Here is a 26349-nt window from a genome sequence, read left to right as displayed (position 1 = left end):
TGTATGTGTTGTGATATCAGGGATGCTTGCAGGTATTGGTGGAGCTGCATTATCACTTGGAAGTACACCACTATATAGAGACGGAATGGTATCAGGAAGAGGATTTATAGCTCTAGCAGCTGTTATATTCGGTAACTGGAAACCAAAAGGAACACTACTTGCATGTTTACTATTCAGCTTTGCAGATGCGTTCCAGTTAAAATCACAGTTACTTGGACTTAACCTTCCAACAGAAATATACTCAGTATTCCCTTATGTAATAACAATGATAGCTTTAGCAGGATTTGTAGGTAAGACACAAGCTCCAGCAGCTGATGGTGTGCCATACGAAAAAGGCCAAAGATAATTAAAGTTTAAAATAATTTAAGTAAGTTATAAAAGTAAAGGATGCTTGAACTAATGTCTTAGGCATCCTTTACTGAATTTATAAATATACGTTTTTTTGTAAATTTTGCTTAATAAACTGCATAAATCCATATAAAATGCTGTCGCTTTGTAGTATAATAACCATGCAGTCTTTTCAGTTAAAAGTGAGGGGGATAATATATGGGCACTACAATCAGTGATATTGCAAAAAAATCAGGAGTTTCTCTAGCAACAGTTTCAAGGGTTTTAAATAACTCAGGATACGTTAAGGAAGAAACAAGAATTAAAGTATTAGAAACAATAAAAGAGATGAACTATACTCCTAGTGCAATAGCAAGAAGTTTATCTAAAAATGAAACTAATACTATTGGAGTGATAGTACCGGATATAACAAACTCTTACTTTGGAGAGCTGATAAAAGGAATTAGTGAGGTGGCTGAAGCCTCAGATCTAAATATAGTACTTTTTAATACTGATGATAATCTTGATAAAGAACTTAAGGCATTAACTGTAATAAAAGAGCATAGATTGAAAGGTGTAATCATGTCTCCGATGTTCGGTGAAAATGAATTTAATAGTAACTATGTTAACACCCTAGAAAATTTAAATATACCAATAATATTTGTAGTAGCAGATGTTAAGTATACAAGTTTTAACGGTGTTTTTGTTGATAATATAAAAGGTGGCTTTGATGCCACAAATCTTCTTATAAAAGAAGGGCATAAAAAGGTTGGTATAATAACAGGACTTTTAAGTTCAGAACCTGCAATGGATAGACTTATGGGCTATAAAAAAGCACTGGCCATGAATGATATTCCAATTAGAGAAGATTATATTTTTAAAGGTGATTTTAAGCTTAGTACAGGATACGATATAACAAAGAGTGTATTAAATATGGAAGATGGTCCAACAGCTTTGGTTGTATGCAGTAACATGATGACTATGGGAGCTGTAAAAGCAACCTTTGATGAGAATAAGAAGATTCCAAATGATATAGCTATAGTAGGCTTTGATAAGCTTGAGTTTTTAGATATGGTTGGAATAAATATAACTTACATGGAAGATTGCCCAGAAGAACTTGGAAAGTCAGCTATGTACATGCTTAAAGAAGTAATAGATAATAAAGATATATCGGAAAAGAAGAGATTAACCATATCTCCAACAGTTATAATAAAAGGATCAGAAAAGAAAGTCTAGTTATCAAGTTCTATGCATATAACCTTATGAAGCTTGATAGCTGAAAATAATTACTTAAATAAAAAATAGTGATTTTTTAATAAGGGAGAATTTTTATATGAGAATGTATGATTTGATAATAAAGAAAAGAAATGGTGAAGAACTTTCAACTGAGGAAATAAACTATTTTGTTGACGGATATACAAAAGGAATAATTCCAGACTATCAGGTTTCATCACTTTTGATGGCTATATATTTTCAAAAGATGAATATGAGAGAAACTTCAGACCTTACAATGGCTATGGTGCATTCAGGAGATATTCTTGATTTGTCAAAAGTAGATGGGATAAAAGTAGATAAGCATAGTACTGGTGGTGTAGGTGATACAACTACTTTAGTTCTTACTCCTATGGTTGCAGCTTTAGGTATTCCAGTGGCTAAAATGTCTGGAAGAGGACTTGGACATACTGGAGGGACTATAGATAAATTAGAATCTTTTGATGGATTTTCAGTAGAAATAACAGAAGAACAATTTATAGAAAACGTAAATACTAAGAAGATTGCTATAATGGGACAGACTGCTGATTTAGCTCCAGCAGATAAGAAGCTATATGCCCTTAGAGATGTTACAGGCACTGTTGATAATATTTCATTGATATCTTCTAGTATAATGAGTAAGAAAATTGCAGCAGGTGCAGATGCTATCGTTCTAGATGTAAAGGTTGGAGACGGTGCATTCATGAAATCTTATGAAGATGCTAAAAAGCTTGCAGAAGCAATGGTTAGCATAGGTAAAAATGTTGGAAGAAATACAGTAGCTGTCATTTCAGACATGGATCAGCCTTTAGGGCTTGCTGTAGGAAATGCTCTTGAAGTAAGAGAAGCCTTAGATACTTTAAGTGGTAAAGGACCTAAGGATTTATTAGAATTATGTTTAGCTTTAGGAAGTAATATGGTTGTATTAGCGGGTAAAGCTCAGAATGTTGAAGAAGCTAAAGCTATGCTTTTAAAGACTATAGAAGATGGATCAGCTATTGAGAAGTTTAAAGAATTTGTTGCTGCACAAGGTGGAAATGCAGAGCAAGTTACAAATCCAGAATTGCTTGCAAAAGCCAAGTTTGTTTATGAAGTAAAGAGCGACATAGAAGGTTATGTGTCAAAAATAAATTCAGAAAACATAGGTCTTGTGGCTATGGAGTTAGGGGCTGGAAGAGCTACTAAAGAAGATAACATAGACTTAGCTGTAGGGATAGTTTTAAATAAAAAAAGAGGCGATAAAGTAGCTAAAGGAGATGTTTTAGCTTATATACATGCAGATGATGAAGCTAAAATGGAAAATGCTGCTGCTGGAATAATAGCTAATTACAAGATTGCTGAAACTTATGAAGACAATATTCCTCTTATATATGATATAATAAGATAGATAATGGTTAAATTAGCAGGTAGTTGAATAACTATAGTTTTCTATAATTTTAATTATTATATTGTAATGAATGAAAAAGTTCTAAAAAGAAGAACATTTTAAGTTCGTATTATATAAGATAAAAGCGTGGATAAAAGATTATAAACTCAAAATCTTAAATTCACGTTTTTTATGAAGGTATGTGTAAGCGCTTCCTTATGCAAAAGAATTGATTCCCATACTAGATTATTTTAATGAAAGATGCACTGCACTTATGGAAAAGCTATTTATAATGAGTTTACTGTTATAAATAGAAAAAGATGAGTTTATAATATAAGTTTTCTAAGTAGTGTATCTATAAATAAGGAGAAAATGATGGTTTTAAATAATAAAAGGAACTTTTTTATAATAGATTTTTTTGTAGCATTTTTAGTTGTTTTTGGAGTGGTTATGTTTCTTCCTATGTTTCAAAGTCTTCAAAATATATTTGGTGTAAGTGTATCGGATATTGCTTGGCTGCCGAATATAGGATATCTTAGTATGATACTATTTCCTGCTGTGTCAGGAAGGATAATGACTAAGATAGGGGCAAAAAAGTCACTGCTATTATTTATAGCTGTTTGGATGATAGGTATTGCAGTAGAAATAATAGCACTGAATACTGTAAGTTTCTTCGTATTTTGTATCGGAAGGTTAATAGAAGCTTTGGCGGAAGCTGCCTTTTTTCCTATATTACTTTCTATGAATAAAATAGTTATGAAGGAAGAAAGAGATGGGAAGTTAGGTTCGAGTTTAGTAGAGATAGGATCAGCTATTGGAGGACTAGTTGCTGCAGTTGTAGCTGGACATTTCCTTGATACACCTAAAACTTTCTTACTTATTCCTATAGTAATTGGTGCTTTAACTTGGATATTTGTATTTTCTTCGATAAATGAAATAAAAATTGAAGAAGCTCATGAATCAAATAATGAACTTCTGAAGGTGAAAGAAAATAAGTTTGATTATATAAGCTTGCTTTTCATGATATTTATGACACAAATAACTTTTGCAGCTTCTCAGGTTTATTTATCCTATTATATGGAATCTTTTAATGCTTCTAATTCTACTGGATTAGTTATATCAATTGAGCAAATACTAATAGCTACAGGGGCAATGTCTCCAATGTTTTTACTTAAACATTTTTCGTTTAGGTCTATAAGAAACACTTTAATTGGAATTTTTGTAGTTTGTTCAATTTTATTATCACAGCATATTTCATTACCGTTATCGATCTTAGCGCTATCAGCAATATGCTTGATTGTTGGAATAGGTTTCTCAACTTTAAATATATATCTGTCAAAGACTATAGTTACTAATGCTTCACAAAAGATATCTTTCTACACTGCAGTAAGATTTGCAGGTGGGTTTGTATTATCCTTCTTCTGGGGAAACTATATAGATAAATATAAAGCTTTAGGATATAACTATATAAAGATATTTAATAATCTTTATATGATGATGGCTGTTTTGGTAGTGATAATATCAATAATAGTAATAGTGATGCAGAATAAAAATAAAAAGCTTTGGAGTGAAAAGAACTAAATAGTATATACCGTAGTTGTAGTGTATAGAATATTATTCCAATTTAAGCTATAATTTTTGTTGTAAGATAATTTTATAGAGTTATTAACTCAACTATTGATTTAAAGCTTTATAAATTTATGATGAAAGTTATTTAAAACCTAAATGTATTATTGATAAAAATAAAATTAAAATATATAGAAGTACCTAAGAAGTACTTCAATGGAGGTATGTAGATGAGCATTCATATAAATGCGAAAGAAGGACAAATAGCTGAAAGTATATTGTTACCAGGAGATCCACTAAGAGCAAAGTTTATTGCTGAAAACTTTCTTGAAGATGTTATATGTTATAACGAAGTAAGAGGAATGTATGGATTCACAGGAACTTATAAAGGAAAGAGAGTTTCAGTTCAAGGTACAGGAATGGGTATACCATCCATATCAATTTATGTAAGTGAACTTATACAAAGTTATGGAGTTAAAAATCTTATAAGAGTAGGTACTTGTGGTGGATATCAAGAATCTGTAAAAGTAAGAGATCTTATAATAGCTATGGCTGCATCAACAGATTCAAACATAAACAAAATTAGATTTAATGGAAGAGATTTTGCTCCAACAGCTAGCTTTAAGCTATTAAGAAAGGCTTATGATTTTGCTGTAGAAAAAGGCTTTGATCCTAAGGTTGGTAATGTATTTAGTTCTGATACCTTCTATGGAGATACAACAGAAGAGTGGAAGATATGGGCTAAGTTCGGCTGCTTAGGAGTAGAAATGGAAGCTGCTGCACTTTATACTTTAGCAGCAAAACATGGCGTTGATGCATTAGCATTACTAACAGTAAGCGATCATTTTATATATGATGAAATAACTTCAGCAGAAGAAAGACAAACAACTTTCACAAACATGATTGAAGTAGCACTTGATACAGTACACTCACTATAATATAAAGCAAGCTTCTTAGCTACTTTGGTAAAATTAAGACGTCACTACTGCGATACTTTTCTGTAGTGACGTCTTAATTTAATATCAATAAATATATAATATATTAAATGTTGAATATCTGTAAAAAATGTTTTGCAGGAGCAGATAAGTACTTATCTTTCATCCATATGATGCCTGTCTTTGTAATAAGTGAGGGTTCATTTATATCTTTATACACCAAGTTGGAGTTTTTAAGTAAGCCTACCCAGTCCTTTGGTACGATAGCTACCCCCATGCCTTTATTTGCCCAAGTTAAGAGGGATCTAGTATCTTCTATCTTACAGAAGATATTAGGTTCAAAACCGGAATTTTCACAAGCTTCTATTATATTTTTTTCAAATCTCCTATTTACAAGCAGTGGCTTATTAGCAAGTTCTGTTATTGGGATTTCTTTTATTTCTTCATCCCAATATATATTCCCTTTGGTCGCAGCAACCATTGGAGCACTTTCTAAATAGATGGATTCAAAGCCTTCTGAATTTACCGGAGTACGTATTATTCCTATCTCCACAAAACCATCAGTAAGAAGTTTTAATATTTCTTTTGTATTTCCTTCTCTTATATCAAAGGTTATACCTGGATATTTGTCGTAAAAACCCATTATTTTATTAAGCAGCAGAGTATCTCCTTCAGAGGAAATTGTTCCGATAGATAAAGTTCCGTTAAGGCCATCCTTTATATCCTTTATTTCTTTAAGGGTAGTATCCATTAGTTCTATCATCTGCTCGCAGCGGTTTTGAAGTATTTGTCCAGCACTAGTTATTTGAAACTTTCTAGTACTTCTCTCTATTAATTTAACCCCAAGCTCATCTTCAAGCATTTTTAGCTGCTGACTTAGATGAGGCTGAGCGATATGAAGCTTTTTTGAGGCTTTAGTTATATTACCTTGCTTAACTATTTCCAGGAAATAAGTGAGTTGCTTAAAGTCCATTTATATGTAGTCCTTTCTAATTTAAGTTAACGTTTATTTTAATTTTATCAATAAGTAAATGAATATAAGTTGTTACAGTTTATAGGTAGAAGTTGTTATAAGTTGTCTACCATATATACTTTAAAGCTATTGATATAAGTCGCCAGCTAAACTTTCTAATCTTTCATAATCTAATATAATTAGAGAATTTCCTTCCCTAGCTATAATTTTCTGATCGCATAATTTATTTATTATTCTAAGTAAATGTCTATAACTTGTGCCTAAGAGTTCAGCAATTTCAGTAAAACGCTCAGCTACGATCCCTTTTAGACTAGTTGAAAGATCTTCTTCACTAGATATTGCAAGCATATAACTCGCAAGCCTGTTCTCTAAAGGATAAAGAAGATTTATGGAATTAGATACTGCAGAAGTAGCAAGTTTTTCAGCAAGACTTTTGCATATATGTCTTAAAAATGTGGCATCTTCTCTGGCATGTTGCCTTATCACATCCAGTGGAATACCTATAAAGGTACAACTGTGTACCGCTTCCACATTGCAATTAGCAGTTCCTTCACTTATAAATTCTAAGTCTCCCATGACCATTAGAGGATTATAAAATCTCAGAAGAAGAGACTTCCCATTTTGAAGTAAAGTATACACCTTACATTTACCCTTAACTAGGAAATAGAAATATTCAATTTCCTCATTGGATCTATATACAAGTTCACCTTTTTCATATATGTGTATCTCCATATGTGAGGTCATGTCACTGCTAAAATAAGAATCTATATTGTGAAGCTCTTTAAAAGCTTCAATAGTTGACCTGTTATTAATTTTAATTATATGTAACACCCCCGTGGTGTGTAAATAAAATTATCTATTCCTCTGAACAGATATATTACTTCAATCCCTATACTCAAAATAATGCTTTCGATGATTTTACGAAGTATTATTTTGATAGATTCAATATGAAGTAGTATATCTAAATAGGAATCGCTTCATATTTATAACTATATTATAGACAATAACTACAAATAAAAAAATAGAAAAGTGACATATGTCATATGATAAATTCTTTTATTTTGATATCTTAAGTTATGGATAACCGATAAAATTAGATTACATGTAAACTATGTTTAAATTAAGTGGTTATTCATCCAATGCTTTAATGAGCTTACGTAAAGAATTAATATGATTTTGTCATATTCCATGGCTAAAACTGTAAACTCACTTCGTTCGGACAGTACAGTTTTACTCTTTACAAATCCATACTTTTTATAAGTCTTTCATATTTCAGATATTATGAAACTAAAAAGGTTGTTTATCTAAAGAGTAAAAAGTGAGAATATATCGCCTGCCAGAATTTCCTCACATGCGTTCAGAAAAGGCAGATGCGTAAAAAAATCACTAATAAAGAGCAATTAGCGATTTTTTAGAGCCATTCCATCTGAAAAAATCATTTAATTCTAATAGCTTGCTCATAGAGCATCTCCTGTATAACCACTTAATTTCTATACAATGTTAAATATAAGTAAAATATCGAATATCAGAAAAATAATTCTAGGGGGATAAATAAAATATGTATAAGTTATTTACCGTCATTATAGGTTTTGTAATAACTATAATGATTAGTTTTAATAGTGAGCTTCAAGGTAAGGTTGGTAACAATCTTTCGTTAGTAATAATTCATTTAGTAGGACTTATAAGTGTAATAATTGTGATGGTAGTTAAGAAAGAAAAATTTTCTATGGAGCTTCATAAGGTTCCTTTATATCTGTTAAGTGCAGGATTAATCGGAGTTATGGTGGTTCTTATAAACAATCTAACTTTTTCTAAAGTTGGAGCATCACTTTCGATATCTTTAGGAATGGTTGGTCAGCTTGCTGCTGCTACTGTTATAGATCATTTTGGTCTTCTTGGAATGAAAAAGTATAGCTTTGAAAAAAAGAAGCTTATAGGTTTTGCTTTTATAATTCTTGGAATAGTAGTTATGGCATTATATTAGAGGGGGATTTTAGATGTTAAATATTTTATTGACAGTTTTAGGGGGAGCCTTTGTTACTCTCTCGATGATAATAAATGGAAAGCTAGCTGAAAAGATAGGAGGGCTTAAGGGAACTCTTATAAACTATATAACAGGACTTTCTTTTTCCTTACTGTTATATATAATAGTAAGATCTACTGGAACAGCGGATCCTATTACAGAAATTAATATGAGTAATATACCTATATATGCTTTCCTTGGGGGACTTTTAGGAGTTGTAGTAATAGTTTTATCTAATAAGGTTATTCCTAAGATTCCAGCGATATATTCTATGGTGCTTATTTTTGTTGGGCAAATCGTAATGGGAATGGTAATAGATTATTTTAGTTTTCACAAGTTTTCTATGGGCAAGTTTATCGGAGCTTTATTTATAATTTTAGGAGTAATATATAACTTTAGTGTGGATAAGAATGTAGATAGCAGTAAAGAGGCAGAAGTTTAGATATCTAATTATATTTATTATAATTGAAGTAAGTATTTATAATACGAAGTTTAACATAGGCGGACCTTAACCGGTACGCTTTTTATTTTTGTTTAATCTAAGCAGTACAGAGGATAGTGTACGAGTGAACACCAGTTACTTTCTTATAGGTTGCAATATAATTATGTAAATAGATAACTATATAAATATTTAACTATGCAACTATTTATATAGTTAAATATTTATATATATAGGATTTATACGCCTTTCAAGGTAATCCCATTTGAAAAGCACATATACATAGGATATAATCAGAGATAGTGTGAAGTGCTTGACGTATTATAGATAAACAGATAGTGTCTCTTAATGCTTTTATATAATAAGATCATTCACAAAGAAAGGAATTAATAGATGAATCTTTTAACCATAGAGAACGTATCAAAAAGTTATAGTGAAAAGAAACTATTTAATAATATAAGCTTTGGAATCAATGAAGGAGATAAGATTGGTATCATTGGTGTAAATGGTACTGGTAAAACTACTTTTCTAAAGGTAGTATCAGGAGTAGAAGTTCCTGATGAAGGAAAGGTAGTTAAGGGCAACTCAGTAAGAATAGAATACCTTTCTCAAAGTCCTGATTTTAATCCAGAGTCAACAGTACTAGAGCAAGTATTTAGAGGAGATACTCCTTTAATGAGGCTTATAAGACAATACGAAAAAGCAATGGAAAGTCATACTGCCACTGGCGAAGAGATAATGAAGCTTACAAGTCAGATGGATAGTATGAATGCTTGGAATATAGAGAGTGATGCAAAGGCTATACTTAATAAACTTGGAGTTTTAGACTTTAATGCAAAGGTAGGTAATCTTTCAGGAGGACAAAGAAAGAGAATTGCTCTAGCTGCTGTTCTTATAAGTCCTTGTGATCTATTGATATTAGATGAGCCTACAAATCACTTAGACAACGATACTATAGACTGGCTTGAACAGTACCTTAATAAAAGAAAAGGTGCACTACTTATGATAACTCATGATAGATATTTCTTAGATAGAGTTGTCAACGAGATAATAGAACTTGATAAGGGTAATCTTTATACTTATAAGGGAAACTATAGTGATTTTTTAGAGAAAAAAGTAGAACGTGAAGAGATGGAATTTGCTAGCGAAAAGAAGAGACAAAATCTTTTGAGAAAAGAACTGGCTTGGATAAGAAGAGGGGCTAAGGCTAGAAGTACAAAGCAGAAGGCGAGAATAGATAGATTCGAAGAACTAAGCGAGCAGAAATTAGATATAGATAACTCTAAGGTTGAAATATCCGTTGCTAGTACTCGTCTTGGTAAGAAAGTAATAGAAGTAAATAGCATAAGTAAGTCTTTTGGAGATAGAAAGCTTATTGATGATTTTAGCTATATATTGCTTAGAGATGATAGAGTAGGAATAATAGGCCCTAATGGAATGGGAAAATCCACTTTGATAAATATAATAAGTGGAAAACTTAAGCCAGATAGTGGAGATGTTGAAGTTGGTGAAACAGTTAAGATAGGTGCATTTTCTCAAGAAACTTATCATATGGATGATTCCTTAAGAGTTATTGATTATATAAGAGAAGGTGCAGAATTTATATCTAATGAAGAGGGATATAAATTAAGTGCATCACAAATGCTTGAAAGATTTAAATTCCCACCAGCAGATCAGTGGACTCCAATAGCAAAACTTTCAGGTGGAGAAAAGAGAAGACTATATCTACTTAGAGTTTTGATGGAAGCTCCGAATGTTCTTATATTAGATGAGCCTACCAATGATTTAGATATAGAAACTCTTACAATACTAGAAGATTACTTAGATGAATTTCCTGGGGCGGTTATATCAGTATCCCATGATAGATACTTCCTAGACAGAATGGCAACTAAGATATTCTCCTTTGAAGGTGATGGTAAGGTAGTTCAATACACAGGTAACTATACTGACTACAAAGAAGATAATAGACAAAAAGATATCAACAACTCAGAAGAAAAGAATAAGAAAACTGTTGATAAAAAATCAGAAACTGTGGATAGTAATCAAGGTAAGAAAAAAGAAAGAGCATTAAAATTCTCCTTTAAAGAACAAAGAGAGTATGACGAAATAGATGAAGTTATAGCAGGCATAGAAGAAAAGATAAGTGAATTAGAAGCTAAGATAAACGCAGCCAGCACAAACTATTCTCTTCTTCAAGAACTTATAGCAGAAAAGGAAGAAACAGAAAAGCTTCTAGAAGAGAAAATGGATAGATGGGTTTATCTAAATGATCTTGCTGAGAAGATAAATGAAGGGAAATAATTAGGCACAAAAAGTATCAGTTATTATTTATATTGCTAGTACTTTTTGAGTGTAGTATAAATAGCTTGGTTAGTATAAGGGAGCATACATAGTTTTGATTTACACAAAATCTATGTATGCTCCTGTATTTTTTCAATCAAAGCTATTCATACTTTATCTTTTATTAAAAGTATGACGAAGCAATGTTTGAAAGATTTATATTAATAGTCCATCTTCAATTCTAATAATTCGGTCACATTCTTTAGCTACATTTTCATCATGAGTTACTATGATTATTGTTTTACCTTCTAAATTAAGATTTTTAAATATTTCAAGTATCTCTTTAGTGGTATTTTTATCTAAAGCCCCTGTAGGTTCATCAGCTAATATTATATCTGGATTATTTACTAGAGCTCTTGCTATAGCTACTCTTTGACACTGTCCGCCAGAAAGATTTTTAGGTTTATCATATATTTTATCTTCTATGCCTAGTTTTTTTAGCATAGAGGTTATTAATATCCTTCTTTGCTTTTTATCTACCTTAGCATATTCTAGAGGAATGGCTATATTGTCGTAGACTGAAGTATTATCTAAAAGTGCAAAGTTTTGTACTACAAATCCTAATTTCTTATTTCGTAGCTTGCATATATCTTTGCCTTTTAGATTTTTTATTGTTTGTCCGTCTAATACATACTCGCCATCACATGGATTGTCCAACATACCTAAAATGTTTAAAAGCGTAGTTTTTCCTGAACCTGAGGTTCCCATTATTGCTACCATTTCACCTTTATCTATGGTTAAATCTATACCACGTAATGCGTAAAATATATTTGTTTTACTTCCTTTTTCATAATATTTCACTATATCATTAAGAACTATTATTGACATGTTAATCCTCCTTCATAAGCAAGCTTAATTCTAGTTTTCTGACTTTGTTCATAGGAATTATTGAGATAATTATTATTAATAAGGAGTTTAGTATGATAAGCTTTATTGCAGAAGAATTATTAAAATTAATATTCAATAGTTTGCCGAAAATACTTATTAAATCGATGCTTAAAATTGTAGACAAAGTGATAAGCATACTTACTTCCAATAAAATTCTTATTGCTATGTCTTTATTAGATGCTCCACTAAGTAGATGTACTGCAAATTCCTTGTTTTTTCTTGATATTGTATATAAAAAGTTAGATACTATACCAATTGTGCAAAAAACAAAGATTATAACAAATAAGCCTGTAAATATATTTCTTATATTTTTATATAAGGAAACTGAGTTCTTAAATTCTTCTGATAAAGGAGCACATTTTACTGATAAACCTATTTCTTGCAGCCTTTTATTTAAGTCATTCAGGATATTTTGCTTGTTAGTTGAGTTTTGATTGTTTATTACTAAAGTTGATCCATATAAATTGGAACTTAAGTAGAATCTATAGTCAGCATATAAATTATCATCATTAGCTGATAGCTCTTTGGCCATTTTAAACTTAGGTATAATTATGTAGTTTGATAGATACTTAATTCCTTCCATGCTGGAGTCATTACCTATGTAATACTGATCATCTTTTAAGAAACCTATAACTTTTATAGTTGTTATGATTTTTGAACCATACATTATTTGAGTTTCATCACCTAAGGAAAAATATTTCTTAAACTTGCTTCCAAGTAATACGGGAAGTGTATCTTTTGAATAATCTAAGTTAAAGTCTTTAGCTTCAAAATATCTCCCGCTATCTACGAGTAATGGAAAGAGTTTATTATAATTGTAATTTAATATCAAAGAATTAACATCTATAAAATTTGTATTATTTTCAACTTTACTGAAATCGCTACGTATAATATTATTACTACCTGGGAAAGTCTTCAGAGATACATTATAATCATTATTATAAATAAAGTTAAAATCCTTGGAATTTTCCATGTAACCCACGAAGTCTTCAAGTTTTACTCTATCTTTATTCTTATTGGAAGAATAATTCCAAAGAGATTCATTCATGTCCTTAAAATAGTAAATATCTTTGTTTCCTATTAAAGATAATATTTTATCGCTTTTAGTTTTTTCCTCATTATAATAATATAAGGAGCCATATAGACACATAAAGGATACGATTAATTGTATTATTGTAAGAATGGTGAATAGCTTTTTTTCTTTTAAACTGTTAAATGCATATTTTATATTTAGCATATAATTAACCTCTCAATATTTCAGCTGGTTGAAGTTTTAGGCTTTTTCTTATAGATATCAAAGACAGAAGTGCTGAAATTAGCACTATAACTAAAAATGATAGTATTGATACTTTTAAAAACAATCTATCTCCGATAAAACTATGAAATTTTTCTGATTTGACTATCGCAATATAAATTATCTGAGCAACAATAAATGATAAAGTTGCAATTATCTCGTATTCAAATAAAATCTTAATTGCTATCTGTTTGTTGGTACCACCTAAAAGCTTTCTTATGGCAAATTCTTTTTTCTTATTTTCAACATAATAAAGTGAGGAATTTATTACATTAATCAGCATGCATATTATTACTAAAGTTACCATAGCTGCTGAAGTTATTCGTGATGAAGAATCTTGAGTATTTTCAGTTAAGGTTTGGTGTACCAATTCTGTCTTGGAAAATAGATTTGCAGTAGAAGATTTTAAATTATCAATAGTTGATTTGTTAGAATCAACTATAAAACTATTGCCTAAATTACGCAACTTGAGGTTTTTATCATATAATCCTGTAAAGCAAATATAGAATTGATCATCTAAATAACTTGAACGATTGTTATATCCTAAAATTCCTATAATTTCAAAGTTACTCCCGTTTATATTTATATAATTAGTATCAATAGCTAAGGCTTTCTTTATATTTTTTCCGATAACTATGTATCTTTTATTCTGTTTCACATCATCAGAAGTTAAGAAACGTCCTTTTATCACAGGAATATCTATAGATTTATTATTAATATATAATGCATTTCCATTATATATATCATACATGTAATTAGTCATAATTAATGAATCATTACTTAACTTACCAATTAAGTCATCTACTTTTATATCATTAACAGCTACATTAGCACTTTTATTATTAAGGTAAAATTTAGTGCTGTTAGAAGATAGAAAATTATTTGACTCAGCTATATTTTGTTCTAAATTATGGGTTAAACCTAAATACATACATATAAATAGTGACACTATAAAAAACATTAATGCTGTAAAAATATTATTTTTCATTGTTTCTCCTATGTTTACAAACTTTGAGGTAATCATAAATATTTATGATTACCTCAAATTATTGGTTATTCTTGTTTTTAGGATTACTCTACGTACCATCCTGCATCAGAACTGAATGAAGCATAGATAGTTCTATAGCCTGCATAAGAAGCTGTAGCAGTTACAGCTCTATTACGCCCCCAAGCTTCTTTTTGAGATCCGCCTACAGTAATTTTGGCATGGCATATATAGTCAGGATCTTCAGTAGTAGCGCTTGCAGATGTAAGTACTACATTATGTGCATATACATCTGTCCAAAAATAAGCGTCATCAATGTGAGCCTGAGCTATTACAGGAGTTGCGATAGCAGCACTTAGTAGTGCACCTAATATGAATTTTTTAAAATTTTTCATGAATGTTCCCCCTTTTTGATTTTTGTATGTATACTTTATTAAAAAAATTATAAAGCAACAAACTTAACGTCTAAAATTATAACAGTTATTAAATAAAAAAAAATGTTGAAATATATCAAAGAAATAAGAAATATTTCGACAATATATTACATAATAGTAAAAATATATAGTAATATTCATAATTTAGATAAGGTTAATTAAGTTAATATTGAAGAAAATGTAAAATGGTAGTATTATGAAATTGTTCACTAAAAACTTTAAAGAAAGTGGAATAATAGGCCAATAAATAAAAAGAATATACTTAATTTAATTTAGTGTGTCTAGAAAATTACTTGGTCTTAAAAAAAGGGGTGTTATTTTGCAAAAGAGAGTTAAAATGCTGGCTATTTCAGCTATTGTAATATGCTCTGTAGGGGGAGCAATGTTATATAATAGCAAAAAGTCAGAAGTAAAGATGCCTAGTATTACTAGTGTTGAGTTACAAGAGAGAAAGACAGAAAATAAGAATGTATATCTGAACTCAGATGGTACAATTACTGAAAGGATATACCAAAACTCTATCAATTATAAGGATGGAGATGGCTATAAAGAGATTGACAATAGATTAGAGTCTCAAGAGATAAATGGTGAGAAGAAACTTGTCAATAAAGCTAACAGTGTGAAAGTTATACTAGACCTTCAGAGAAAATCAGATAATCTAGTGAATATGAAATTTGATAAATACTCTGTAGCTTTTTCTCCTAAGGTTGACGAACAATATAAAAATAATAAATTTACTTTATTAGCTTTAACAAAATCAGATGTAGACAATGGCATTGTGCTAAAGGATGACAAACAAAAATATGGTTCTGATGCTAACAAGGATGATACATATGGAGTACAATATGAAGATTTGTATAATGATGGACAAGATATCTCCTTTCAATACATACCGATGTCAGACGGAGTGAAAGAAAATATTGTTTTAAAAAAATATAATAACAAAAATAGTTTTGACTTTGTTGTGGACCTAACTGGATTAAATCCCGAGAAGGTTGAACATGGAGGAATCATATTAAGAGATAAAGAAACAAAGGAAGAAAAAGCTTTTATAGCACCTCCTTTTGTTCATGATTCTTCAAAGGAGCAAAGAGAAACTGACAATAATTCGGTTAATATAGAAAACATAAAAGGCGACCAATACAAAATTTCAATAGTTGTAGATAAAGACTATTTAGAAAATAAGGATACAGTTTATCCAGTAGTGATAGATCCTTACGTTACCTCCTTAGTAACTAATCACTATACCTTAGGTTCTTGTATAAAAAGTCAGTATCCTGACTATAATTTTGCCTCAGATCCATACCTACGAGCGGGTAACTGGACAGGCTCTGATCCGTCAGGAATAATGTATTCTTACCTTAAGTTCACAAGCTTACCAGCTGTGCCAGGAAGTAAAATAATCTCAGCAAAGATGAGACTATATTCTGATAACACTGGAACTGGTGCAATGAATGTTGAGATGCATAGGATAACTACAGACTGGGATTATACTACAGTAAAGTGGAACAAGAGACCGATTTGGGATGATGCGGTAGAAAGTAAAATAACTGTAACTAATGCTACAGGGTGGTTTGTATGGGACTTAACTTCCTTAATTAAAAGGATGGCAGATAAGACAGTACCTAATTACGGAATATTCATGAAGAAAGATGATAGTGCATCTCCTACTATAAGGAAATTTAATTCACCTAATAATTCTAATCCTCCATTTTTAGAAGTTACATATAAAGTGCCAGACAGTCCAACCATGACATCTGCAACAGCAAATAGTGCAAGTGAATTTATAAACCAAAGTAAGGGATATATAAACTTAGCTTGGAGCCCTATAAGCGATGCTGATGGATATGTGATTCAAGTGTGGAATGGAAGCAGCTATGTAATGGTGCAGGATGTAGGGAATAGAACAAGCTGGTCAACAAAGGAAAGAAAGTTCTGGCCTACAGCAACGGAGATTGCAGCAGGAAATGGTGCAATCCATGGAAGTGACAACAATGGATCAGAGTATCTACCAGATAATCCTCATCCAGTGTATGTAATAAATAAGCAAACTAACCCAGCAGATGCTTATATATACGCCTTTAGAGTGCAGGCATATTATAATGCTGGAGATAATAAGATACTGAGCCCTCTAATTGCAACAAACAACATAAATGCAAAAATATTATCAATTCCAGACACAACTGCTCCTAAGGCTGTTACAAACATAAAGCTTAGTTCAAAGCTTACAAGTGATTTGGCTAAATGGCAGATAGATTGTAGTTTTGATCCATCAACAGATGATCCTGAAACTATGGCTACTGGAATAAGCAAGTATGTAGTTGAACTATATAATAATAGCAACAATGTTAAAGTTGATTCAAAAGAAGTAACTACAACAAGTACTAGCTTCATTTTAGATGTGGACAATACTATGTATTATGCAAAGGTATATGCTTATGATAAGAATGGTAACTATGTTGTAGCGCCTAATAGTAATAAGGTAATGACAGCAACAAGAGTTACAAGTAAAGAAGTTGTATACTTTAAATCAAATAAAGACACTATCAATGTAGGGGACCAATTTGAGATATATGTTAATGCTAAAGGCTTAGATAAAGTATTAGCAGGCTCTCTAGATTTTAAGTATGACAATACCTTAATAAGTGTTTCTGATATAGTACCAAGCACGGTTTGGGACTTACCTAATGCATATACCTATAAGACAACAGATACTAGTAATCAAGGTTTATTAAGTTCTTATTCTGTTAAGTTAAATAGTAGTATAAGTCTTACTGACAGTACTATATTTACGATTAAGGCTAAGGCGTTAAAGGCAGGAACCTTGTCTTTAAAAGCAGATTATAAAAATACTGCTTTAGATAATTCAAATTATAATGTTAGAGTTAAGTTTTCAGATGATAGTGCCAAACTGCTTCAATATCAATCTATTAGCAGTAGCTTAACTATAAAATAATTTATTATAAATGGAGGAAACATAATGAGGGGGAAAAGTAGAAAGTTATTAGCTACGTTATTAACTATATTTATGTTAATAACTAATAGCTCTGAAGTTCTAGCGGCTACCAATATATCTGGCAATATAGATAAAGCTGCTTCACAGATGAGCAGTTTGGCTTCTTTGATAGATTCGAAGTTGAGTAAAATAGAAAGTCCACAGCAAAAGAAAGCAAGAGAATTAGAGGATGCTATTGATAAGAAAAAACAAGAGCTTTCTAAAATTACACAAGTAATAACAGCTCCAGAAATACAGACTTTTAAAACAGTTACAAAAAGTATGGTTCAGATAGGTTGGACTAGCGTTGGACAAGATGCTGAATATGAATTAGACATAAATGGTACTACTATAAAACTTGGAAAAGCAACTAGCTACTTGGATACAAAGGCCAAGGAAAACAAGAAGTATGATTATAAAGTCAGATCAGTAGTAAATGGGAAAACTGGCGAATGGAGTGAAGTCAAAGAATATAATAAGGAAACTTCAAAAGAAGACTCTAAAAGTACTACATCAATTAATGATGCAAGTAAAGCACTTTCAATTGCCCCAAAAATGCTTTATGCTACTTCAGCTGTGACAGCTACTGCTACGGATACACCAATTACTTTAAACATGTTAACACATGGCAGTACTACAGGTGATAGGTGGCTAGAAGGATGTACAGATGGCATGTATGGTCCATTAGAAGGGAAGATAGATGCAATAAAGCTTTCTCTTAATAATGCTCCAACAGATATGAAGATAAAATACCAGGTTTATATAAAGGAAAATAGAGCTTGGCAAGATTGGAAGTACAATGGAGATCAAGCGGGTGAACTAGGAAAAACTATAACAGCAGTAAAGTTTAAAATAGATGGAAGTACTTATGGATATTCAATAAAGTATTTTGGGTTGAGTGCAGGTAGTAACCCTATAGTATATCCGGATACTTATAATGGTGATACCTCTGGAAGCGAAGCTATTGATGCTGTGGGTCTAAGTGGTATTTATATGGAATTATATAAGAGCACTGTTGTAATAGATAAAGATACTACCTGGTCTCCTAGTGATGGAGTAAGAACAATAGATGGATTTGTAGAGATAAATGAGAACGTAACTTTGAATATTGCTCCAGGAACAGATATAAGATTTCTCAATAAAACTAACCTACAATCAGGATTTATTGTAAGAGGTAAAATCAATGCAATAGGAACAGATACAAGTAGAATAAAAATATCTGCCATAGATGATAATACTGATTTAACTATAAAATTAACCAGTAAAGGTGTGTTCCAAGGAAGCAATCTAGATATTGCTGCTAGAGTTACAGGATATTATGGACTTTTTGACAGTAGCGGTACCATATCTATTTCATCAAGCAAGCTTACAAATAAGATTAATCAAGCTACTGGAATACTTCAGGTTAACAATTCTAGTAACCTTACTGTAGATAAGTGTGATATAAGCGGATTTGCTGAAGGTATAATCTATAGTGGAATTGGCACTTGCAAGATTACAAACAACAATATAAACGGCAATGGTAATGGAGTAAGAGCTACTACTGCAACAAGCATAAGCTCTACTAATTTAACTGATATATCGAATAATACTTTTACTGGCAATAATGTTGGTGTCTATATAAGTGGAGTAAATAATTTGATATCCAGAAAAGTTTCTGTTTATAACAATATAATAAAATCAAGCAAGGCAGTTGGTATTTTAATAGAGCCAGGAGCTTTATCTAATATAGATATACAAAAAAATCAGATAAGTGCAACAAATATAAGTAAGACAGCTGGATTGGTAACAGGACCAATAGTTCTTCACGGGACAATTAGTGAAAGCAAAGAAGATATATTAGCAACTATAAATTCTTCAGATCCAGCGAAAGCTAACACGCTATCAGGAAATAACTATGATGGAATAGTATTAGCTGGAGTGATTATAGATTCAGATTGTACCATACAAAAAGGTAAGAACAATATAATAATAAATAGCGAGTTGATAATAAATGCTAACAGAACTTTGAGGATAAAACAGGGGGTAGTTATAAATGCTATAGGGACCAAACAATCTAGTGATAGTGGGCTAACACAATGGGTGGTTATCAACGGATACTACCCAACAATATTAGTTAATGGACAATTATTTTGTAGTGGAACTAGTACGGAACCTGTTGTTATAACAAGTGTTAATGATAAAGGATATGGATTAACCTATATAGATAATGGAGATGTAAAAGATACAGCAGCGTCTGCTATATATGTAGCTGCTCAAGGAAGTTTTACAAGTGATAATTCCATATATAAAAATAGTGTAATTGATGGTTTATATAATAACGGACAAGTAGTATTGAATAACAGTACATTCAATAACTCAAGGTATACAGGTATAATATCTTATGGTAAGTTGAATTTAAATAAATCAACAATTAGTAATGTGACTAATCCTAGCAGTACTGATTCTTTTGCTGGTATAGGTGTGCTTGACTTCGGAGAAGCAAACTTAGTTAACTGTAATATAAGTAATATTACCCATGGTTCAAAAACTGCAGTCGGAGCGCTTGTAGGGGGCGATGTTGGTAATCTTTACATCAATGGTGGAAAAATAAGTAATTGTGATAATGCAGTATACGTTCAAAATGGGTCAGCTACGCTAACTAATACACAGATAAGTGGTGGAAAAACAGGATTAACAGTTAGCGGTGGAAAAGCAAATATAGTAAAGAATTTATTTGAAAATTGTTCTTTAAATGCAATAGATTATATTAATGGCACTGATTATACTATAAGGTATAATTCTTTCACAAACAGTTCAACTACAGCAAATGCACTAAGTAACCGTGCTAGTAAGACCTTGAATGCTCAATACAACTACTGGGGATCTCCATATGGGCCTAACCAAGATACAAAGTATAGTTCTCAAAAAGGGCTTTATGTCAATGGATCTGTTGATTATTCTAACTATCTTTCACAACCAATACCGCTAGATACAGTTACCGGTGGAGATTATAATAATCAAATAGTAAACTTCATAACTCAGCTTGACTATGCAACGCAGAGGCACTTTGGTGAAGAAGGTGTGAACTTAGCTGCAGGAAATTATAGTAAGACCGCTAAGGATATGTTGATATCGACACCAGGGATGGATATTGATGTATATAGAACTTACAATTCCAAGGCTAAAGATAAGCCTAGTATAATAGGAAACGGTTGGAGGTTTTCTTATGAAAGCTCTATAAAAGATATAGATGCTAGTGCAAAGATAACAGGAAAAACCATAACTTTACCAAATGGGAGTGTTCAAAGCTTTGAACTTAAGAGTGATGGTACTTATTCAGCCTTAGATTCAAGAAACAAGCTTGTTTTTACGAATAATCAATATATATTAACCTCAAGAACAAATGATAAATATATATTTACAAATAATCTTCTTACTGAAATGAGAGATAAGAATGACAATAAGCTATCCATAAGTTATGATGCAAGTAATAATATAAGTACAATTAGTGATGAAAGTGGAAGGTCCTATGTATTAAGCTATACGAATGGAAAGCTTTCTACAATAACAGAAAAGATAGCAGGAGTTGTAAAAAGATCAATAACTTATAACTACTCTAACAATCTTCTTCAATCAGTAACAGATATGAATGGCCATATAACTGAAACTTATTCTTATGATACTCAAAGTAGATTAAAGCAGGTTGTAAAAGACAGTCAAGTAGTTGAAGAAGTGACTTATTTTGATGATGGTGATAATAAAGATAAGATAAAAACTTACAAGAACGCAGATGGAAACCTAGATACTTATGAGTATAACAACACAAATAGAAGTGTTAAAACTACTGATAGCAATGGAGCTATAAGAGAACAATATTATGATAGCAGTATGTTTAACATATTAAATGTTAATCCAGATGGAACAATAGAGACAACTAAGTATAAGTTAGATGATAATAACATCAACAAATACGGAGATATTGTTGAAAATAAAGATTCTCTAGGAAATACTAGATATTTTGAACTTGATAGCTTAGGCAATATAACAAAGCAAACTAACCCTGATGGTGGGTGTAAAGTAAGTACTTATGATGCAAACAATAATATCACTAAACAAGTAGATGAAAGTGATAAGGCTACTTACTACGTTTATGATGCCAATGGTAACATGACTAAGAAGGTCATGCCATTGAATGGAAAGGATGTATATTCTGGTACAGATGATACTAACTTTGCTATAGAAAAATATGAGTACTATACTAAGCAAGAAATGCAGGCTATAGGTTGCAATATAGGGGGACTTCTTAAGACTAAAACTGATGCTAATGGTGGAATAACTAAGTACACCTATGATAAATCAGGTAACCCTAGCACTATAACGGATGAAGAAGGTAATGTTACTCAATTTACTTACAATGAATTTGGTTTTAAAACAGTAGAACTTTCTCCAAATCAGTTTAAGACTACTTAATACTTATACAAATACTGGCGATATTTTAACTACAACTTACCATGACGGTTCTATAAGAAAGACTATATACGATGCCATGGGCAGAAAGTTTAGAGATATAACACCAAATTTATATAGTAAGTCTGGAGACACTAGTGGAAGTGAGATTACGTACTATCCAAATGGCAGAGTAAAAACTACTAAGGATGAAGAAGGTAATCTAAAACAGTATACTTATGACGTTTATGGAAATGTAAAAAATGAAACTGCACCAAATGGATCTATTTATATATATGATTATGACAATATGAATAGAGTGGTTAAAAAATCCTTTAAGGATAATGCTAGTGCTAGTCAAGTAGTTTTAGAAGAATATAGCTATGAAATAAACTATTCAAATTCAAACAATAACAATGCACTAAGAGTTAATAAAAAGGCATATATAGACTCCACGAACTTTACTACTAGTAGCTTAGTCTATAACTATAACAAACAAATAGTACAGGCTATAAATGAAGATCAGACAACTACTAAAACTGAATACATGAAAAATGGTATGAAGGCTTATGAAACAGATGAAAATAATGTGAATCATTATTACAACTATGATGGGCTTAATAGATTAGTGTCTGAATATAAGCCGGTAGATAATAGTACTGGAGAAGTTCTATATAGCTATTCAAAATATGATTATGATAACAATGGCAACAAGATAAAGGAGTCCGTAGGAAGGGATTTAGTAAAGAATAATGCAGTAACTACAAACCTTGCTATAAAAGAATCTTCTTATTATAAGAATGGAAAGCTTAAAGCACAGTGGGATAACGAAGCAAGAAAATCAGAATATGAGTACGATGGTAATGGTAATGTAACTAAGCAAACTGTATACACTGATAAAAATGGTGGAAAGAAGATAATTACTTATGCAAATAACTATCTAAACAAACCATACAAAAAATCAGATCAAGTAGTTGCAGGAGATATATTTGGAAATGCAATAGATAGTACAACTGTACTTAGCTTAGACACTACTTATAACTATGATTTAAATGGTAACTTAATTAAACAAACTTCACCTGATGGACATGAAATAAGCTATGTATATGATAATCTTGACAGACAGATATCTACAACAGAAAAGACTTTAGATGAGACAGGAACAGAAGTGGTAAGCACAACTACAAAGGCTTATGAATGGAATGGACAAACTAAAGAAACTGTAGATGCAAAGGGTAATAAGACTCAGTACCAGTATGATGCAATGGGAGTACAAGTTGCTGAAATTAATGCCAAAGGTGATAAGACAACCTATCAGCATGACTTACTAGGAAGAATTACTACAAAGATTGCTGCAAAGGATGTTATGATTGTTCCTAATATAGCCTTAGATGAAATAAGTAAATATTATGGAAGTAAAACCGGTGATGCTAACTGGAATGTTAAATATGATTTAAATAAAGATGGGTTAGTAGATATATTTGATATAGTTATGGTTTCAAAGAAAACCCCAATCCAAGCAGCATATCCAACACAAACTAAATTGATTTACAATAGCAGAGGACTTGTTATAGCAGAGCAAAAGGTTGTGTATCCAAACAATGATGCTACTGCTGATATAACTGTAACTAAGGCTTATAAGTATGATAACAAGGGAAATAAAATAAAAGAATTAGATGCTCTAGGCTACAACGCAGGAACAGGAACTTCTGTTGAAGAAAAGATAAATTCAGGTTATGGGAAAGAGTATCAATATAACCTTAGTGGAAAGTTAGTTACAGAAAATACTGCAGCTAATAAGGACAAAGGATTAACCTTTACTCATAAATATCAGTATGATGGACTACTAAGAATGGTTAAAGATACTGATGCCAACAATAATGCTATAACTTATGATTATAACAATGCTGGTAAGGTAACCTCAAAGAAGCTTGTTTCAGCTAGTGGAACTAAAGAGCTTGCAAGATACGAATATGACCTATTAGACAATGTAACTTTAGCTGTAGATGGAAATGGTAATAAAACTACTACAACCTATAACAGCTTAAATAAACCAAAACAGACTATATTACCTGGAGATTCAAGCATATTAGGAGATAGTATAGTATATCAATATGATAAACTAGGTAACCAAGTATTCAGCCAAAACTCAAAGGGTATTATTTCAAAGAATCAAAGAGATCCTCAAGGAAAGGTACTAATAACAACAAATACAGATTCAGCAGGTACAAACAGCATAAACCAAGAGGTTAAGTACGATAAGAACGGAAATAAACGTTTCGTAAAAGACGGAAATGGTAATGTCACAACCTACGATTATGATGAATTAAATAGAATTAAGTCTACAAGTATTGATGTTAAAAATGTCAATGGAGTTGTAGTAACTCATAAAACTTCTTATGAATATGATGCAAACAACAATGTAGTGAAGGAAACTGACTACTTAGGAAATGTATCAGTATCAGGCTATGATGCTTTCGACAGACTTATAGCTAAATACGATGGTTCAGGTAAACTTGTAGAAAAACTTGATTACAACAAAAATGGCACACAAAGCAAGTCAACTGATGCTTTAGGTAATGTTACAAGCTTTGAGTATGATAAAGATAATAGACTTATATCTAAAACTGATGCGGAGAATAATAAATCAAGTCAAACTTATGATAAGGTAGGAAATGTAGATACTAGAACAGATGCAAAAGGCAATAAGACTGTTTATAGCTATGATGAACTAAACAGATTAAAATCTGTATTAAATGCAAAGAGTGAATCTACTACCTATACTTATGATAACAATGGAAACATGTTAGAGCAGACAGATGCAAAGGGCAATAAGACAATCTATGAGTATAATGTTGGTAACAAGGTTTCAAAAATAATAGCACCTAAGGGCAAAACTATAAGTGGAACAACAATAACTTATGATGCAACTAAGGTTCAAGAATTCACTTATTATGAAAATGGTAATGTTAAAACTCACAAGGATCAAAATGGAGTAGTTACTCAATATAGCTATGATATTTTCGGAAGAGAAACTTCTGAGATAAATCCAACAGCTACTATATCCTTTGAGTATGACAAGAACGGTAATCAGACTAAGATGACTGATTCTACTGGTGTGACTTTAAGAGAATATGATGCTCTGAACAGAGTTATAACCAAAACTGTTCCAAACATAGGTAAGAGCACATATCTTTACGATGTTAAAGATGGAGTTGACTTAGGCTTTTATGCTGAAGTTTCAAATGATCCAAAAGCAAATTCTGTTAAGAAGGTATACGATAAATCTGATAGACTAGTGAAAGTTATCGATGGAACTAGTACTACAGCTTATGAGTATTATGACAACGGAGCTAAGAAGAGTACAGTATATCCAGATGGATCAAGAGAAGACTATCAATATAACAAGAATAATACCCTAAAGACTCTTGTTAATAAAAATAGTAATTCAACTGTGATAGAAAGCTTTAGCTACACTTACGATGCAGCAGGTAATATTTCTTCCAAGACAGATAAAAAGGGACAAACTAATTACGAGTATGATGCACTAAATAGAGTAACCTCAGTAAAAGAACCAGGTGGAAAAAACACAAGCTATACTTATGATCTAAGTGGTAACAGACAAACTGAGACAGTAGTTCAGAACAATGTTACTAATATTACAACCTATAGCTATGATGAGCAAAACCGCTTGATTCAAACTACTAAAATGCAAGATACTACAGTATTAGGTTATAAGAAGTACTTCTATGACAACAATGGAAATGTTACAAAAGAAGTAGCAGGACTTGCAAACTTCGTAGTACCACAAGCAGTAAGTACAAGAATGTCAGATATTTATAACAGTCCAGAAAAGACTTACGATATAGTAAACTCAGAGATAAAGGATAAGGTTGTAGCTAACACTGTAACTACATTAATAAGTAGTTCTATAGCATCAGACAATACTCAGTTTAATGAAAAAATAGTACAATATAGCTATGACAACTTTAATCAGTTAACAGAAGCAAAAAATGATGCAGGAACAATATTAAAAAATACTTACAATGGAGAAGGCTTAAGAGTAAGTAAGGAGCAAGGCGCTCAAAAGACAAACCTTCTGTAT

16 protein-coding genes and 1 pseudogene are annotated in these 26349 nt (G+C 31.4%); 11 read left to right on the top strand and 6 right to left on the bottom strand.

Going from position 1 to position 26349, the window contains the following annotated elements; all coding sequences use genetic code 11:
• From JHL18_RS26035 to deoD, 5 genes are all read left to right on the top strand, one after another.
• Positions 1 to 346, top strand: a 346-nt coding sequence (locus JHL18_RS26035) for an ABC transporter permease subunit (protein WP_420839232.1), incomplete at its 5' end; no start/stop codon positions are given.
• A gap of 200 nt (positions 347 to 546) precedes the next feature.
• Entirely contained in the window at positions 547 to 1563 is a 1017-nt protein-coding gene (locus tag JHL18_RS18960) for a LacI family DNA-binding transcriptional regulator (RefSeq protein WP_200272138.1), read from the top strand.
• 97 nt (positions 1564 to 1660) lie between these two features.
• On the top strand, positions 1661 to 2965 hold the full coding sequence (locus JHL18_RS18955; RefSeq protein WP_200272136.1) for a pyrimidine-nucleoside phosphorylase: 1305 nt from the start codon (positions 1661 to 1663) through the stop codon (positions 2963 to 2965).
• 354 nt (positions 2966 to 3319) lie between these two features.
• Positions 3320 to 4525, top strand: coding sequence for an MFS transporter (locus JHL18_RS18950; protein WP_200272134.1), 1206 nt, complete (start codon positions 3320 to 3322; stop codon positions 4523 to 4525).
• Positions 4526 to 4740: 215 nt separating this feature from the next.
• Positions 4741 to 5448 (top strand): purine-nucleoside phosphorylase, encoded by a 708-nt coding sequence (gene deoD, locus JHL18_RS18945; RefSeq protein WP_183279940.1) that lies wholly within the window; start codon positions 4741 to 4743, stop codon positions 5446 to 5448.
• 103 nt (positions 5449 to 5551) lie between these two features.
• Here the strand turns inward: deoD and JHL18_RS18940 are convergent, their stop codons facing one another.
• Positions 5552 to 6418, bottom strand: a complete 867-nt coding sequence (locus tag JHL18_RS18940) for a LysR family transcriptional regulator (protein ID WP_200272132.1) — start codon at positions 6416 to 6418, stop codon at positions 5552 to 5554.
• A gap of 126 nt (positions 6419 to 6544) precedes the next feature.
• A complete protein-coding gene (locus tag JHL18_RS18935) occupies positions 6545 to 7249 on the bottom strand; it encodes a cyclic nucleotide-binding domain-containing protein (RefSeq protein WP_200272130.1) in 705 nt (234 codons plus the stop codon).
• Positions 7250 to 7976: 727 nt separating this feature from the next.
• On the opposite strand from JHL18_RS18935, the gene JHL18_RS18930 reads away from it, so the two are divergent.
• The 3 genes from JHL18_RS18930 (at position 7977) to JHL18_RS18920 (ending at position 11181) form a co-directional block, all read left to right on the top strand.
• The gene (locus JHL18_RS18930; protein WP_200272128.1) at positions 7977 to 8402 is read left to right on the top strand and encodes a DMT family transporter; all 426 of its coding nucleotides are present in this window, start codon (positions 7977 to 7979) and stop codon (positions 8400 to 8402) included.
• Between the two features lie 13 nt (positions 8403 to 8415).
• Entirely contained in the window at positions 8416 to 8883 is a 468-nt protein-coding gene (locus JHL18_RS18925; protein WP_200272126.1) for a DMT family transporter, read from the top strand.
• Positions 8884 to 9273: 390 nt separating this feature from the next.
• Positions 9274 to 11181 carry an ABC-F family ATP-binding cassette domain-containing protein gene (locus tag JHL18_RS18920; RefSeq protein WP_200272124.1) on the top strand — a complete coding sequence of 636 codons (1908 nt, stop codon included), beginning with the start codon at positions 9274 to 9276 and terminating at the stop codon, positions 11179 to 11181.
• 195 nt (positions 11182 to 11376) lie between these two features.
• Here the strand turns inward: JHL18_RS18920 and JHL18_RS18915 are convergent, their stop codons facing one another.
• From JHL18_RS18915 to JHL18_RS18900, 4 genes are all read right to left on the bottom strand, one after another.
• Positions 11377 to 12048, bottom strand: a complete 672-nt coding sequence (locus tag JHL18_RS18915) for an ABC transporter ATP-binding protein (protein ID WP_200272122.1) — start codon at positions 12046 to 12048, stop codon at positions 11377 to 11379.
• Position 12049: 1 nt separating this feature from the next.
• Positions 12050 to 13345, bottom strand: coding sequence for an ABC transporter permease (locus JHL18_RS18910; protein WP_200272120.1), 1296 nt, complete (start codon positions 13343 to 13345; stop codon positions 12050 to 12052).
• A 4-nt stretch (positions 13346 to 13349) separates the two neighbouring features.
• The gene (locus JHL18_RS18905; RefSeq protein ID WP_200272118.1) at positions 13350 to 14390 is read right to left on the bottom strand and encodes an ABC transporter permease; all 1041 of its coding nucleotides are present in this window, start codon (positions 14388 to 14390) and stop codon (positions 13350 to 13352) included.
• Between the two features lie 83 nt (positions 14391 to 14473).
• The gene (locus JHL18_RS18900; RefSeq protein WP_200272116.1) at positions 14474 to 14782 is read right to left on the bottom strand and encodes a hypothetical protein; all 309 of its coding nucleotides are present in this window, start codon (positions 14780 to 14782) and stop codon (positions 14474 to 14476) included.
• Positions 14783 to 15140: 358 nt separating this feature from the next.
• Between JHL18_RS18900 and JHL18_RS18895 the strand changes: the two genes are divergently transcribed.
• The 3 genes and pseudogenes from JHL18_RS18895 to JHL18_RS18885 form a co-directional block, all read left to right on the top strand.
• Positions 15141 to 17777 carry a DNRLRE domain-containing protein gene (locus tag JHL18_RS18895; protein WP_200272114.1) on the top strand — a complete coding sequence of 879 codons (2637 nt, stop codon included), beginning with the start codon at positions 15141 to 15143 and terminating at the stop codon, positions 17775 to 17777.
• A 24-nt stretch (positions 17778 to 17801) separates the two neighbouring features.
• Positions 17802 to 22268, top strand: a complete 4467-nt coding sequence (locus JHL18_RS18890; RefSeq protein ID WP_200272112.1) for a DUF6531 domain-containing protein — start codon at positions 17802 to 17804, stop codon at positions 22266 to 22268.
• A 76-nt stretch (positions 22269 to 22344) separates the two neighbouring features.
• Positions 22345 to 26349: pseudogene (locus JHL18_RS18885) on the top strand (RHS repeat protein); the annotation flags it as partial.

The sequence above is a fragment of the Clostridium yunnanense genome (genome assembly GCF_016595795.1).
Lineage (GTDB): Bacteria > Bacillota > Clostridia > Clostridiales > Clostridiaceae > Clostridium_AR > Clostridium_AR yunnanense.
This window is presented reverse-complemented; position numbering and strand designations above follow the sequence as displayed.

What these genes read in the sequence shown, in the direction of transcription:
- JHL18_RS18930 (WP_200272128.1), top strand. Translation starts at nt 7,977, where the DNA reads ATGTATAAGTTATTTACCGTCATTATAGGTTTTGTAATAACTATAATG.
- JHL18_RS18905 (WP_200272118.1), bottom strand. Translation starts at nt 14,390, where the DNA reads ATGAAAAATAATATTTTTACAGCATTAATGTTTTTTATAGTGTCACTA.
- JHL18_RS18940 (WP_200272132.1), bottom strand. Translation starts at nt 6,418, where the DNA reads ATGGACTTTAAGCAACTCACTTATTTCCTGGAAATAGTTAAGCAAGGT.
- JHL18_RS18955 (WP_200272136.1), top strand. Translation starts at nt 1,661, where the DNA reads ATGAGAATGTATGATTTGATAATAAAGAAAAGAAATGGTGAAGAACTT.
- JHL18_RS18900 (WP_200272116.1), bottom strand. Translation starts at nt 14,782, where the DNA reads ATGAAAAATTTTAAAAAATTCATATTAGGTGCACTACTAAGTGCTGCT.
- JHL18_RS18910 (WP_200272120.1), bottom strand. Translation starts at nt 13,345, where the DNA reads ATGCTAAATATAAAATATGCATTTAACAGTTTAAAAGAAAAAAAGCTA.
- JHL18_RS18915 (WP_200272122.1), bottom strand. Translation starts at nt 12,048, where the DNA reads ATGTCAATAATAGTTCTTAATGATATAGTGAAATATTATGAAAAAGGA.
- JHL18_RS18950 (WP_200272134.1), top strand. Translation starts at nt 3,320, where the DNA reads ATGGTTTTAAATAATAAAAGGAACTTTTTTATAATAGATTTTTTTGTA.
- JHL18_RS18920 (WP_200272124.1), top strand. Translation starts at nt 9,274, where the DNA reads ATGAATCTTTTAACCATAGAGAACGTATCAAAAAGTTATAGTGAAAAG.
- JHL18_RS18890 (WP_200272112.1), top strand. Translation starts at nt 17,802, where the DNA reads ATGAGGGGGAAAAGTAGAAAGTTATTAGCTACGTTATTAACTATATTT.
- JHL18_RS18925 (WP_200272126.1), top strand. Translation starts at nt 8,416, where the DNA reads ATGTTAAATATTTTATTGACAGTTTTAGGGGGAGCCTTTGTTACTCTC.
- JHL18_RS18960 (WP_200272138.1), top strand. Translation starts at nt 547, where the DNA reads ATGGGCACTACAATCAGTGATATTGCAAAAAAATCAGGAGTTTCTCTA.
- deoD (WP_183279940.1), top strand. Translation starts at nt 4,741, where the DNA reads ATGAGCATTCATATAAATGCGAAAGAAGGACAAATAGCTGAAAGTATA.